The following is a 12,805-nucleotide window of genomic DNA, read 5'->3' on the forward strand; positions in this document are numbered from 1 at the left end:
TCCCCTCTCCCGGCTCACTGCGTTCGCCACCCTCCCCCGCGGAGGGGGGAGGGGCAGGACCGTCGCCTCACCCCTTCGCGTTCAGCGGGCAGGCGTCGCTCGGCTTCGGATAGACGTCGTCGCCCTTCAGCACCGCCCGGACGTCATAGAAGTCCCAGTCGCGCTTCGATTCCGCCGGCTTCTTGACCTGGAGCAGCAGCAGGTCGTGGACGAGCGCCCCGTCGGCGCGGAGCCTGCCGTTGCGGATCACCGCGTCGTCGATCGTCATGGTGCGCAGCGTCGCCATCACCGCGCCGGCCTCGTCGGTGCCGGCGGCTTGAATCGCCTTGAGGTAGTTCAGCGCCGCCGAGTAGACCGCCGCCTGCGAGGCGCTCGGCATCCGCTTCATCTTGGCGAAGTATTTCTCCGCAAAGGCGCGCGAGCGGTCGTCGTAATCCCAGTAGAACGCTTCCGTCAGGTACATGTCCTGAGCCTTCGCCAGCCCGAGGCTCTTGACGTCGGTGATGTAGGTGAGCAGCGGCGCGATCACCTGCTTGTCGGAGCGGCCGATGCCGTACTCGGCCGCCTGCTTGACCGCGTTGATGGTGTCGTTGCCGGCATTCGCCAGGGCGATCACCTGGGCACCGCTGGCCTGGGCCTTGAGCATGAACGACGAGAAGTCGCCGCCGGGGAACGGATGGCGCGAGACGCCCAGCACCTTGCCGCCCTCGGCCTCGACCACCGCCGAGGCGTCCTTCTCCAGCGAGTGGCCGAAGGTGTAGTCGGCGGTGACGAAGTACCAGCTCTTCCTGCCGGCCTTGAGCAGCGCCTTGGCGGTGCCGGCGGCGAGCGCGTAGGTGTTGACCATCCATTGCGCGTTCAGCGGCGAGCACTTGTCGGTGATCGCCGCCATAGCGACGCCGGCCGAGAGCATCGTCACCCGGTTCTTCTGCTTGGCGATCTCCATCACGGCGAGGGCCGTCGAGGAGGTCGGGAAGTCGGCGATCATGTCGACCTTGCCCTGGTCGAACCACTCGCGGGCGAGGTTCGCCGCGATGTCGGGCTTGTTCTGGTGGTCGGCGGCGACCAGCTCGACCGGTGCGCCCAGCACCTTGCCGCCCATCTCGTCGATGGCGATCTGCGCCGCCACCGCCGAGCCGCGGCCGGTGAAGTCGGAATAGATGCCCGACAGGTCGTTGAGGATGCCGATCCTGACGACCCCGTCGCTGACCTTGTCGGCGGCGGACGCCGCCGACGCCAGCGCGAGCGACAGCCCGAGCGCACACCCGATGACACGCGACCGCATGACTTCGCCTCCGATTGGGACAGGACCGAGAGAACGCAACGTCAGGCGCAGGCCATGGCCCGCGCAACACCGTCAGACGCCGAGCAGGCGGCCGACCTCCTCTTCCCGCTCGGCCAGATCCGCGGCGGGAATTTCCAGCGCGACCCGGCCGTGCTCGACGACGTAGTGCCGGTCGGCGAGGTGGCGGGCGAAGTGGAAGTTCTGCTCGACCAGCACGATGGTGAAGCCGCGGCTCTTGAGCAGGGACACGGCGCGGCCGAGCGCCTCGACGATGACCGGCGCCAGTCCCTCGGTGATCTCGTCGAGGAGCAGGATGCGGGCGCCGGTGGTGAGGATGCGGCCCATCGCCAGCATCTGCTGCTCGCCGCCCGAGAGCCGGCCGCCGTAGCTGTCGGCCCGCTCGGCGAGGTTGGGGAACATCGCCAGCACTTCCGACAGCGGCATGCCGTCGCCGCCGAGGCGCGGCAGCAGGGTCAGGTTCTCGTGCGTGGTCAGCGACTTGTAGACGCCGCGCTCCTCCGGGCAGTAGCCGAGCCCGAGCCGAGCGATGCGATGGGGCGGCAGCCGGATCACCTCCTGGCCGCGCACCCGCACCGAGCCGGCGCGGCGGTCGGTGAGGCCGAGGATCGCCCGAAGGGTGGAGGTGCGCCCGGCGCCGTTGCGGCCGATCAGGGTGACGCACTCGCCCTCGCGCACCGCGAGGTCGATCCCGTGCAGGACGTGGCTCTCGCCGTACCAGGCCTCCAGCCCGCGGGTTTCGAGGACGACCGGGCGCTCAGCCATGAGTCCCCCCGAGATGACCGCCCCCGAGATAGGCGGCGCGCACCGCCGGATCGCGCGAGACCTCGGCGTAGGAGCCCTCGGCCAGGATCTCGCCGCGCTGGAGCACCGTGATCGTGTCGCACAGGTCGGCCACCACCGACATGTTGTGCTCGACCATCAGGATCGTGCGGCCCTCCGCGATCCGGCGGATCAGCCGCTTGATCCGGTCGACGTCGTCGATCGCCATGCCCTGCGTCGGCTCGTCGAGGAGCAGCAGCGGCGGGTCGAGGGCGAGCGTCGTGGCGATCTCCAGCGTCCGCTTGCGGCCGTAGGACAGGTCGGCGGCTTGGGCCTCCGCCGCCTCGGCGAGGCCGACATCGGCGAGCAGCCGCATCGCCTCGTCGTCGAGGACGGCGAGCGAGCGCGACGATTGCCAGAACCGGTACTGGGTGCCGAGCCGCCGTTGCAGCGCGACCCGCACGTTGTCGCGCACGCTCATGTGCGGGAAGGTCGCCGAGATCTGGAACGAGCGCACGATGCCGCGCCGGGCGATCGCCGCCGAAGACTCGGCCGTGATGTCGGCCCCCTCGTACAGGATCCGCCCGCCGGTCGGCTTGTGGACCTTGGTCAGCAGGTTGAAGAACGTCGTCTTGCCGGCGCCGTTCGGCCCGATCAGCGCGTGGATGGCGTGGCGGCGGACCGCGAGGTCGACGTCGCGCACGGCGGTGAAGCCGCCGAACGCCTTCGTCAGTCCCCTCGTCTCCAGCGCGTGTGCCGCCACGGTCCCGCCTCTAGTCTGCGGCTCCGTAGATTGTATAAAATATTCCGAGTGTCAATCGGGGATGGCGAGGGCGCGGGCCGCGCTCGGTAACCCTTCGGTGACGGATCGCGCCCAGCCTCGCGGGATGTCCTCGCTTGCCGCCGCCGCCACCCAGATGATGGCCTCCGCCGTCAACCAGCAGGTCGGCACCGCCGTCCTGCGCCAGCAATTCGCGTCGCAGCGCGCGGTGGCCGACCTCGTCGCCCAGACCGCGGCCTCGGCCGCGCCGCCGGCCCCGGCCGGCCAGGGGCAGGTCGTCGACCGCCGGGTGTGAGCGGCCGACCGCCGCCGGCTCACGCCGTCGCGGCGGCCGACTGGCGGTAGATCGCGATCAGCGAGCGGCCGGCATGCTCGACGTGGCCGCGCAGCAGCGCCGCGGCGGCGGGGATGTCGCCGGCCTCGCACAGGTCGAGGATCGTGGTGTGCTCCCGGTCGGCCCGGGCGACGTCGCCGCTGACCGAGAGCTGGAGCCGGGTCGGGCGGTCGCAATCCTGGAGCAGGGCCGAGACGATCGACAGCGAACGGGGCCGGCCGGCATGGCGCAGCAGGCCGAGATGGAAGCGGCGGTTCAGCTCGCCCCACTGGTCGACCTGTCCCGCCGCCAGGGCGGCGCTGTACTCGTCGCGGATGCCGCGCAGGTCGCGGTAATCCGCCGGCGTGAAGTGCTGCGCCGACGCGGCCAGGAGTTGCGGCTCCAGGTCGACCCGGAGCCGAAAGACGTCCTCGATCTCCTCGACCGACAGGCCGGCGACGACCGCGCCCTTGTGGGGGACGATCCGCACCAGGCCGGCGGCGTCGAGTTGCAGCAGCGCCTCCCGCACCGGGATCCGGCTGATGCCGAACTCCTCCGCCAGGGCGTCCTGGCGCAACTGGGTGCCGGGCGCGGCCTCGCCCGAGAGGATCCGCTGGCGCAGGGCGTCCGCCACGGCCGCCGCCATGGTCTTGTGGCGCAGGCCGCCTCGGGCGGTGGTGGGTTGGGCGGCAGGAGGCATGGCACGGGTCTCGACGCCCCGCCCGCAGGACCGGCGGAGGTTCGATCCGTATATTTTATACGGTGAAGGAGTGGCAAGCGGTCGTCCCCGTGGGACGGCCGCGCCGCCTCAGCTGGCCGGCTTGCCCAGCACCTTGAGCGGATCGGTGCGCTGGCTCGGGTCGGGCTCGCGGGTCATCCGGCTGCCCTCCTGGCCGGCTCCGCGGCCGACGCTGCCGGTCGTGGCCGGGCCGCCGGGGCCGGCGGTGGCGCCGTTGGACGGGCTGGTCGTCGGCACGCTGCCGCTGGCGAGTTCGAGGCAGGTCAGCGTCTCGACGTAGCTCGGGAAGCCGCCGGCCTGCGACTGGCCCGAGCATTGCCGCTTGGCTGCGGCCGAGAAGTCGCCCCAGCGCTTGCGCAGCTCGTCGCCGGCGGAGCGCTCGGAGCGCAGGCAGCCGTCGCTGCTGGCGTCCTGGCTGACCGAGGTCCGGCCGGCGGAGTTGCAGGTGCCCTCGATGTCGAGCTTCGGCGGGCCGTCGGCGGCGGCGAGGACGAGATGCGCCCCGAAGAGCGCGAGGGGCAGGGCGGCAGGCATGGTCGGGTCCTGGGGCAGGGCGGCTTTGCCGTACCGACGCGCGGGACCGGCCGCCGGTTCCCCCAGGGCAATCGCTTCAGAGCGATTACCCTGGTTTCTTGCTTGGCCTCAGGCGCCGGCGTTCGCGTCCGCTCACTTGGCTTCCGCTCCGCTCTGCGTTCGAGTGGACAAGCGTCCCCTCGAACCCGCTCCGCGGGGCGCTCTTCGCGCCCGGCATACAGTGTCGCCCTGCGGGCGACCGCAGGACAATCGCTGAAGCGATTGTCCTGCCGGTTCCCCGGCGGCCCCTTGCGCCGGGTCAGCGCGCGCTCAGCGCCCGGTCGAGATCGGCGTAGAGGTCGTCGGGGTCCTCGATGCCGACCGAGAGGCGCAGCAGGTCGTCCGGGCACGGCGTCCCCGGCCCCTCGATCGAGGCGCGGTGCTCGATCAGGCTCTCGACGCCGCCGAGCGAGGTCGCCCGCTTCCACAGCCCGACCGCCGCCGCCGCCGCCACCGCCGCCGCCGCGCCGCCGGCGACCCGGATCGACAGCATCGTGCCGAAGCCGCCCTGCATCTGGCGCGCCGCGAGCGCGTGGCCGGGATGCCCGGGCAGGCCGGGATACAGCACCGCGTGCACCGAGGGATGCGCCTCGAACCGGCGGGCGAGGTCGGCGGCGCCCGCCATCTGGGCGGCGATGCGCACGTGCAGGGTGCGCAGGCCGCGCAGCAGCAGGTAGGCCTCGAACGGCCCGAGGATCGCGCCCTGGCCCGAGCGGATGCGCTGGATCCGGGTCCAGAACGCGTCCGGCGCCGCCCCGGCGAGCACGCCCGCGATCACGTCGGAATGGCCGTTGAGCACCTTGGTGGCGGCGTGCATCACCACATCGGCGCCGAGCGCCAGCGGGCGGGTGACCACCGGCGAGGCGCAGGTCGAGTCGACCGCGAGCCGCGCCCCGGCCGCGTGCGCGATCTCGGCGACCGCGGCGATGTCGGTGACGGTCCAGAGCGGGTTCGACGGCGTCTCGATCCACACCAGCTTGGTCCGGCCCGGCCGCATCGCGGCGCGCAGCGCGTCGAGGTCGTCGGTGGCGACGAAGTCGACCTCGAGGCCCCAGCGGGTCGCCTCCTCGGACAGCCAGCGGCGCAGGGCCCAGTACATCACCGTCGGGGCGACGACGTGGTCGCCGGGGTCGAGGGCCTGGAACACGGCGGTGGCCGCCGCCATGCCGGACGAGAACAGCAGGGCGCCGGCCTGCGCCTCCTCCAGCATCGCCAGCACGGCCTCGGCCTCGCGCACGGTGGCGTTGTCGGGCCGGCCGTAGACGAAGCCGGAGCTGTACTGGTTGTCGGGGTCGCGGATGTAGGTGGTCGAGACGTGGATCGGCGCGACGACCGCCCGCGTCTGCAGGTCGACATGGCCCATCGCCTGCGCGGCGAGGCTGCGCTTCGACCAGGAACGGGGGGCATCGGTGCTCATGGGGCTTCCTCGACGGACGCGGACGAGGCCCCGCCGTCGCAGAAGCGCGGGAGCGGCGCAAGGGCGCGGACCGGAGAGCCTGCCCAGGTATGCGGCATGACTTGGCGCAGATATAAACGGGCCTGCCTGTACAAACAGGATTGACGGTTTCTTCGTCCGCACGTCACAGTGTCCGCATGACCGAGGCAGCGACGACCGTCCGCCGGACCCGCAAGACCCAGCAGGAGCGCAGCGCCGACACCACGGCGCGGCTCTTGGAGGCGACGATCGACCTCCTGCACGACCGCGGCTTCTCGCGCCTCTCGACCGCCGACATCGCCGAGCAGGCCGGGCTGTCGCGCGGGGCGCTGACGCATCACTTCGCCTCGAAGGAGGAGATCATCGTCGCGGCGATCGCCGACCAGCTCCGCCGCTCCACCGCCGCCCTGCACGCCATGGCCGGTGAGATCCGGGCGTCCGGCGGCACCACCGACGAGATCGTCGACTTCATCTGGGCGATGATGACCGACCGCCTGTTCTACGTGACGATGGAGTACCTGCCCGAGGCGCGGCACAACCCGCCGTTCCGCGCCGCGATCGTCCCGGTGGTCAAGGAGTTCCACGACGGCCTCAACGCCGTCTGGGCCGAACTCGCCGCCCAGGCCGGGGTCGAGGTCGGCCGCGCCCTCGTCCTGATGAACGCGACGATGTGCATGATCCGCGGGATGATCGCCCAGACCCCGGTCAAGGACGACCCGGCTTACTTTCGCGCCCTGCTCGACTTCTGGAAGGACAACCTCCGCCGGGAGTTCCGGGCCGCCCCGCCCGCCTGAGCGCACCCCCTCGCACTTCCCGGAGCCGCCATGTCGACGATCCTGTTCCAGAACGCCGCCCTCCTCGACGGGACCGCCGAGGGCGCGCTCGCCGACCACCACGTCCTCGTCGAGGGCGGCCTGATCCGCGAGGTCTCGGACCGGCCGATCAGGGCCGCCTCGGCCCGGGTCGTGGATCTCGCCGGCAGGACCCTGATGCCGGGGCTGATCGACTGCCACGTCCACGTCATCGCGTCGATTCCCGATCTCGGCCGCAACGCCGAGCTGCCCAACACCCTGGTCGCCCTGCGCTCGGCGAAGATCATGCGCGAGATGCTGATGCGCGGCTTCACCACCGTGCGCGACCTCGGCGGCGCCGATCACGGCCTCGTCATGGCGATCGAGGAGGGGCTGATCGAGGCGCCGCGCCTCGTGATCTGCGGCAAGGCGCTGTCGCAGACCGGCGGCCACACCGATTACCGCGGCCGCTTCCACGCCCGCGACGTCGAGTATTACCGCGACCGCGCCGGCACCCTCGGGCGGGTTGTGGACGGGGTCGACGCGGTGCGCCGCGCCTGCCGCGAGGAGATCAAGGCCGGGGCGCAGTTCATCAAGATCATGGCCAATGGCGGCGTCTCGTCGCCGACCGACCCGATCGCGTTCCTCGGCCTGTCCTCCGACGAGGTGCGGGCCTCGGTCGAGGAGGCGAACGGCGCCTGCACCTACGTCGCCGCCCACCTCTACACCGACGACGCGATCCGCCGGGCGGTGGAGCTCGGCGTGGTCTCGGTCGAGCACGGCAACCTCATCACGCCGGCGACCGCCCGCCTCGTGAAGGAGCGCGGCGCCTACGTGGTGCCGACCAACGTCACCTTCGACGCGCTGGCCAAGGAGGGCGCCTCCCTCGGCCTGCCGCCGGATTCGGTCGCCAAGATCGAGGACGTGCGCGAGCAGGGCCTTGCGGCACTCGAAATCCTGCGCGAGGCCGGGGTGATGATGGCCTACGGCACCGACCTGCTCGGCGGGATGCACCGCCACCAGTCGGAGGAGTTCGTGCTGCGCGGCCGGGTCCTGCCGCCGATCGAGGTGATCCGCTCGGCGACCGTCAACGCCGCGAAGGTGGTGCGCCAGGAGGGCCGCCTCGGCGTCATCGCTCCGGGGGCGCATGCCGACCTGATCGTCGTCGACGGCGACCCGCTCGAGGATCTGTCCCTGCTCACCGGCCAGGGCCGCCACATGCCGGCGATCCTGAAGGCCGGCCGCTTCGTCAAGGACGCGCTCGCCGCCTGAATCCGCCGCCCCCGCTCACGAGGATTTCTCAACGTCATGCTCGACCGTCGCACCCTCCTCACCGGCGCCGCAGGCGCCGGCCTCCTCCTGTCGGCCCCGGCGGCGCTCCGCGCGCAGGGGGGCGGCAGCGGGCCGATCCGCATCGGCGCCCTCAACCCGATCACCGGCTCGGGCAGCCCCTACGGCTCGGGGATGCAGAAGATGATCGTCGCCGTCGCCGAGGCGGTGAACGCCGCCGGGGGTGCCGCCGGCCGTAAGATCGAGATCGTCGCCGAGGACACCCAGACCAACCCGCAGGCGGCGGTGCTGGCGGCCAAGAAGCTGATCGAGGCCAACAAGGTCCAGGCGATCCTCGGCACCTTCGCGTCGGGCGTGTCGCTGGCGGTGATCCCGCTGTGCAACGATGCCGGCATCCCGCTCTTCCACGTCTCGGGCGCCCCGGCGCTGTCGACTCCGCCGGCCAACGCCAAGGGGCTCGGCTTCCGCTTCCAGGCCACCAACGACCGCTTCGGCCGCGCCTTCGCGGAGATCTGCACCCGCGAGGGCTTCAAGCGCCCGGCCACGATGGCGTTCAACAACGCCTCGGGCATCGGCAACACCGAGGGCTTCGCCCGGGCCTGGAAGGCCAAGGGCGGGCAGGTGGTCGAGAGCGTCGTCTACGAGCCGAACCAGGCGACCTACCGCTCCGAGCTGATGAAGGTGCTCGCCGCCAAGCCCGACGTGATCGTCACCGGCTCCTACCTCGCCGACACCACCATCATCCTGCGCGAGTGGTTCCAGAGCGGCCAGAATGTCCGCTGGATCATCCCGGGCTGGGCGGCCAACCCCGAGCTCATCAAGGCGCTCGGCCCCGACGTCACCGAGGGCATCATCTCGGTCGAGAGCATCTCGAACGAGGGGTCGGGGGCGTTCAAGCTCTACGAGGCCGACTACCAGAAGGCGATGAAGCAGCCGGGGACGGCCAATACCTACGCGGCGATGACCTGGGACATGATGACGGTGCTGGCGCTCGCCATCGAGGCCGCCGGCACCGCCGAGATGCCGGCGGTGGTCGCCAAGCTGCGCGAGGTCGCCAACCCGCCCGGCACCGCCGTGTCGTCCTTCGCCGAGGGCAAGGCGGCGCTGAAGGCCGGCAAGATCAACTTCGAGGGCGCGTCCTCGGCGCTGGATTTCGATCAGTACGGGGACGTGACCCCGAACTTCGGCGCCTCGTTCGTCACCGGCGGCAAGCTGGTGCGGCGATACGTGGTCGAGATCTAGGCCGGGACCGGCCGGGCTTCGGAAGCTCCGCTGCGAGTGGAGGCGTCCGCAGGAGGGAAAGACGCGGGTCTTCCCCTCTCCCCGCGGGCGGGGAGAGGCCCGAGTACCCCTTGTTGGGTACTCGGGAAGCCCGCAGGGCGAGGGTGAGGGGGTGTCTCCGGATGAGACTCCTCCGGCACCACCCCCTCACCCTCGCTCCGGCTTACGCCTGCGCTCACGGCGGACCCGACGAGGGGTCCGCCGTCCTCTCCCCGCCCGTGGGGAGAGGAGACGATCCGCGCCCATCTCGTCCACCGGACGCTCCCCCGGACAGCCTTGCGCGCAGGGGGAGGATCGGGTCGCGCCTCCCCACCATCAGGAATCCCCGCGTGTTCTACGCCCAACTCGTCGTCAACGGGCTGCTGCAGGGCCTGATCGTCGGGCTCGCCGCCCTCGCGATCACGCTGGTCTTCGGCATCGGCCGCTTCGCCAACGCCGCGACCGGCGACGCGATGACCTTCGGCGCCTATGCCGCCCTCCTCGGCCACGGCCTCACCGGGTCGCTCGCCGCCGCGGGCCTCGCCGCCATGGCGGCCACCGCCGCCCTGTCGCTCGGCAGCTACGCGCTGGTGTTCCGCCGGCTCGCCGGACGCTCGGCGGTGGCGCTCCTCGTCGCCTCGATCGGCGTCGGCTTCGCGATCCGGGCCGGGCTCGGCCTCGGCTTCGGCCACGGCCAGCAGCTCTTCTCGGTGCCGCTGGTGCGCCCGATCCGCCTCGGCGAGGTCATCGTCAACCCGTTCGACCTCCAGCTCGCCGCGGTCGCCGCCGTGATGCTGGCCGCCGTGTTCGGCCTCCTCCACCTCACCCCGATCGGCCGGCGGATGCGCGCGGTCGCCGACAACCGCGACCTCGCGCTCGTCTCGGGCATCCGCCCCGAGCGGGTGATGGTGGCGCTGTGGCTCCTCGTCGGCGCCGTCACCGGCATCGCCGGGATGATGCTCGGGATGAAGACCGTAGTGTCGCCGGACCTCGGCTGGGAGATGCTGCTGCCGGCCTTCGCCGCGACGATCCTCGGCGGCATCGGCAGCCCGCTGGGCGCGCTGCTCGCCGGGCTGCTGCTCGGGGTGGCGCAGGAACTGTCCACGCCGTTCGTCGGCTTCACCTACAAGCTCGCGATCTCCTTCGTCGTCCTGCTCGCCGTCCTGCTGGTGCGGCCGCGGGGCCTGTTCGGCCGCATCGAGGGGGTGCGCTGATGGACGCCTATCTCGCCGCCATCGCCATCGTGGCGCTGATCTACATCCTGCTCGCCCTCGGGCTCACCCTGCAATACGGCCTGACCGGGCTCATCAACTTCGGCCATGTCGGCTTCTTCGCCATCGGCGCCTACGCCGCGGCGATCCTCGCCACCCACGGTGCGCCGCTGGTCCTCGGCTTCGTCGCCGCGGCGTTCTTCGCCGGCCTCGCGGCGTGGCCGATCGGCCTCGTGTCCCTGCGCCTGCGCGACGACTACTTCGCCATCGTGACGCTCGGCTTCTCCGAGACCGTGCGCCTCGTCATCACCAGCGAGAAGTGGCTGACCAACGGCGTCCAGGGCATCCCGGCGATCCCGCGGCTGTTCTCCGGCCTCACCGTCGGCATCGGCGCGCAGCTCGCCGTCCTCGCGGTGCTGCTCGCCGTCACGGGGGCTGCGGTGCTCGCCATGCGGCGCATCGTCAGGAGCCCGTTCGGCCGCATCATCGAGGCGATCCGCGACAACGAGGACGGGTTGCGGGCGCTCGGCAAGGAGCCGGCCCGGTTCAAGGTCCAGGTGCTGATCCTCGGCGCCGGCCTCGCCGGCCTCGCCGGGGCGTTCTACGCCCACTACATCACCTACATCGTCCCCGACCAGTTCATCCCGCTCGTCACCTTCTACGTCTGGATGGCGATCATCATCGGCGGGGTCGGGCGCATCTCCGGCGCGGTGGTCGGCACCGCCCTGCTGATGATCCTGCTCGAAGGCTCGCGCTTCATCCGCGACGTGGTGCCGGGCATCTCCGAGGTCGAGATGGCCTCGATCCGCCTCGGCGTCATCGGCATCCTGCTGGTCTTGTTCACGATCTACCGCCCGCAGGGCCTGATGGGGGACTTTTCCCGCAAATGACCCTCGCGATCCGCAACATCCGCGTGGCGTTCGGCGGCTTCCAGGCCCTCGACGGCGTCACCCTGTCGATGGCGGCGGGCGATCTCGTCGGGCTGATCGGCCCGAACGGCGCCGGCAAGTCGACCCTGTTCTCGGTGGTGTCGGGCTTCATCGCCCCCGATTCCGGCGAGGTCCGGTTCGGCGACGCGCCCCTCGACGGCCTCTCGCCCTCGGCCCGGGCCCGCACCGGGCTGCTGCGCACCTTCCAGGTGCCGCGGGAGTTCTCGCATCTCAGCGTGCGCGACAACCTCAGGGCGGCGGCGCCCGGGCAGGTGGGGGAGGGGCTGGTCGGCCTGTTCTTCCGCCCCGGCGAGGTCGCCCGCCAGGAACGGGCGGTGACGGAGAAGGCCGACGCGATCATCGCCTTCCTCAAGCTCGACCGCGTCGCCGACGTGCCGGCCGGCCGCCTGTCGGGCGGCCAGAAGAAGCTGCTCGAACTCGGCCGCGCCCTGATGGTCGAGCCGCGCACGATCCTCCTCGACGAGCCCTTCGCCGGAGTGAACCCGGTGCTGATCGCCGAGATCGTCGAGCGCATCCGCGAGCTGAACGCCCGCGGCATCGGCTTCCTGGTCATCGAGCACGACCTCCAGGCGCTCACCCGCCTCGTGCCGGTCCTGCACGTCATGGACCGCGGCCGCATCCTCGCCTCGGGCGATCCGGCGGCGGTGCTCGACGATCCCGGCGTGCGCGCCGCCTATCTCGGAGGCGTGGCGTGACCACCGTCCTGGACATCGCCGCCCTGCGCGGCGGCTACGGCGAGGTCGACATCCTCGACGGCATCGACCTCACCCTCGCCGAGGGCGAGATCCTGACGGTCGCCGGCACCAACGGCGCCGGCAAGTCGACGCTCGCCAAGGCGATCGTCGGGCTGCTGCCGCGGGTCGCCGGCACCCTGCGGGTGGCGGGCCGGGACATCCTGTCCCTGCCGGCCCATGCCCGCGCCGCCTCCGGCATCGGCTACGTGCCGCAGGTCGCGAACGTGTTCGGCGCCCTGTCGATCCTCGAGAACCTCCAGGTCGTCGCCGGGGTGAAGGACCGAAAAGGCCGGATCGACGAGATGTTCGGGCTGTTCCCGCTGCTCGGCGAGCGCCGCCGAGCCCGGGCCGGCAGCCTGTCGGGGGGCGAGCGCCAGCAGCTCGCCTTCGCCCGCGCCCTGATGGCCCGTCCGCGCCTGATGGTGCTCGACGAGCCGACCGCCGCGCTCTCGCCGGCCAAGGTCGAGGACGCCTTCCGGCTCATCGCCCGGATGCCGGCGCTCGGCGTCTCGACCCTGATCGTCGAGCAGCGCGCCCGGCAGTCGCTGGCGATCTCGCATCGCGGCTGCATCCTTGACGGCGGCCGGGTCGCGCTGCAGGGCGACGCCGCCACGCTGCTCGCCGACGAGCGGGCCGCCGACCTCTATCTCGGCCGCCACTGAG

At 71.8% G+C, this 12,805-nt stretch carries 14 protein-coding genes; 8 read left to right on the forward strand and 6 right to left on the reverse strand.

Annotated features, from left to right (window positions below; all coding sequences use genetic code 11):
* Positions 1 to 67: 67 nt before the first annotated feature.
* The 3 genes from EOE48_RS19890 to EOE48_RS19900 form a co-directional block, all read right to left on the reverse strand.
* Positions 68 to 1,285: an ABC transporter substrate-binding protein gene (locus EOE48_RS19890; protein WP_127732386.1), complete on the reverse strand. Its 1,218-nt coding sequence runs from the start codon at positions 1,283 to 1,285 to the stop codon at positions 68 to 70.
* A 72-nt stretch (positions 1,286 to 1,357) separates the two neighbouring features.
* Positions 1,358 to 2,068 (reverse strand): ABC transporter ATP-binding protein, encoded by a 711-nt coding sequence (locus EOE48_RS19895; protein ID WP_127732388.1) that lies wholly within the window; start codon positions 2,066 to 2,068, stop codon positions 1,358 to 1,360.
* Positions 2,061 to 2,828 (reverse strand): ABC transporter ATP-binding protein, encoded by a 768-nt coding sequence (locus EOE48_RS19900; protein WP_127732390.1) that lies wholly within the window; start codon positions 2,826 to 2,828, stop codon positions 2,061 to 2,063. The genes EOE48_RS19895 and EOE48_RS19900 overlap by 8 nt, the downstream gene beginning before the upstream one ends.
* A gap of 124 nt (positions 2,829 to 2,952) precedes the next feature.
* On the opposite strand from EOE48_RS19900, the gene EOE48_RS19905 reads away from it, so the two are divergent.
* Positions 2,953 to 3,141: a hypothetical protein gene (locus EOE48_RS19905; RefSeq protein ID WP_127732392.1), complete on the forward strand. Its 189-nt coding sequence runs from the start codon at positions 2,953 to 2,955 to the stop codon at positions 3,139 to 3,141.
* A gap of 19 nt (positions 3,142 to 3,160) precedes the next feature.
* Here the strand turns inward: EOE48_RS19905 and EOE48_RS19910 are convergent, their stop codons facing one another.
* The 3 genes from EOE48_RS19910 to EOE48_RS19920 all read right to left on the reverse strand — a co-directional run bounded on the left by EOE48_RS19910 (position 3,161) and on the right by EOE48_RS19920 (position 5,888).
* Positions 3,161 to 3,859 (reverse strand): GntR family transcriptional regulator, encoded by a 699-nt coding sequence (locus EOE48_RS19910; RefSeq protein ID WP_127732394.1) that lies wholly within the window; start codon positions 3,857 to 3,859, stop codon positions 3,161 to 3,163.
* A 108-nt stretch (positions 3,860 to 3,967) separates the two neighbouring features.
* Positions 3,968 to 4,432 carry a hypothetical protein gene (locus EOE48_RS19915; RefSeq protein ID WP_127732396.1) on the reverse strand — a complete coding sequence of 155 codons (465 nt, stop codon included), beginning with the start codon at positions 4,430 to 4,432 and terminating at the stop codon, positions 3,968 to 3,970.
* Between the two features lie 298 nt (positions 4,433 to 4,730).
* Positions 4,731 to 5,888: a trans-sulfuration enzyme family protein gene (locus EOE48_RS19920; protein WP_127732398.1), complete on the reverse strand. Its 1,158-nt coding sequence runs from the start codon at positions 5,886 to 5,888 to the stop codon at positions 4,731 to 4,733.
* Between the two features lie 176 nt (positions 5,889 to 6,064).
* Between EOE48_RS19920 and EOE48_RS19925 the strand changes: the two genes are divergently transcribed.
* From EOE48_RS19925 to EOE48_RS19955, 7 genes are all read left to right on the forward strand, one after another.
* Positions 6,065 to 6,700, forward strand: a complete 636-nt coding sequence (locus EOE48_RS19925) for a TetR/AcrR family transcriptional regulator (RefSeq protein ID WP_127732400.1) — start codon at positions 6,065 to 6,067, stop codon at positions 6,698 to 6,700.
* Positions 6,701 to 6,730: 30 nt separating this feature from the next.
* Positions 6,731 to 7,969: a metal-dependent hydrolase family protein gene (locus EOE48_RS19930; protein WP_127732402.1), complete on the forward strand. Its 1,239-nt coding sequence runs from the start codon at positions 6,731 to 6,733 to the stop codon at positions 7,967 to 7,969.
* Between the two features lie 36 nt (positions 7,970 to 8,005).
* Positions 8,006 to 9,229: an ABC transporter substrate-binding protein gene (locus EOE48_RS19935; RefSeq protein WP_127732404.1), complete on the forward strand. Its 1,224-nt coding sequence runs from the start codon at positions 8,006 to 8,008 to the stop codon at positions 9,227 to 9,229.
* A gap of 368 nt (positions 9,230 to 9,597) precedes the next feature.
* Positions 9,598 to 10,461 (forward strand): branched-chain amino acid ABC transporter permease, encoded by an 864-nt coding sequence (locus EOE48_RS19940; protein ID WP_127732406.1) that lies wholly within the window; start codon positions 9,598 to 9,600, stop codon positions 10,459 to 10,461.
* A complete protein-coding gene (locus EOE48_RS19945; RefSeq protein WP_127732407.1) occupies positions 10,461 to 11,348 on the forward strand; it encodes a branched-chain amino acid ABC transporter permease in 888 nt (295 codons plus the stop codon). Before EOE48_RS19940 ends, EOE48_RS19945 begins: the two co-directional genes overlap by 1 nt.
* On the forward strand, positions 11,345 to 12,103 hold the full coding sequence (locus EOE48_RS19950) for an ABC transporter ATP-binding protein (protein ID WP_127732409.1): 759 nt from the start codon (positions 11,345 to 11,347) through the stop codon (positions 12,101 to 12,103). Before EOE48_RS19945 ends, EOE48_RS19950 begins: the two co-directional genes overlap by 4 nt.
* The gene (locus tag EOE48_RS19955) at positions 12,100 to 12,804 is read left to right on the forward strand and encodes an ABC transporter ATP-binding protein (RefSeq protein ID WP_127732411.1); all 705 of its coding nucleotides are present in this window, start codon (positions 12,100 to 12,102) and stop codon (positions 12,802 to 12,804) included. The genes EOE48_RS19950 and EOE48_RS19955 overlap by 4 nt, the downstream gene beginning before the upstream one ends.
* Position 12,805: the final 1 nt, after the last annotated feature.

The organism is Methylobacterium oryzihabitans (genome assembly GCF_004004555.2).
Lineage (GTDB): Bacteria > Pseudomonadota > Alphaproteobacteria > Rhizobiales > Beijerinckiaceae > Methylobacterium > Methylobacterium oryzihabitans.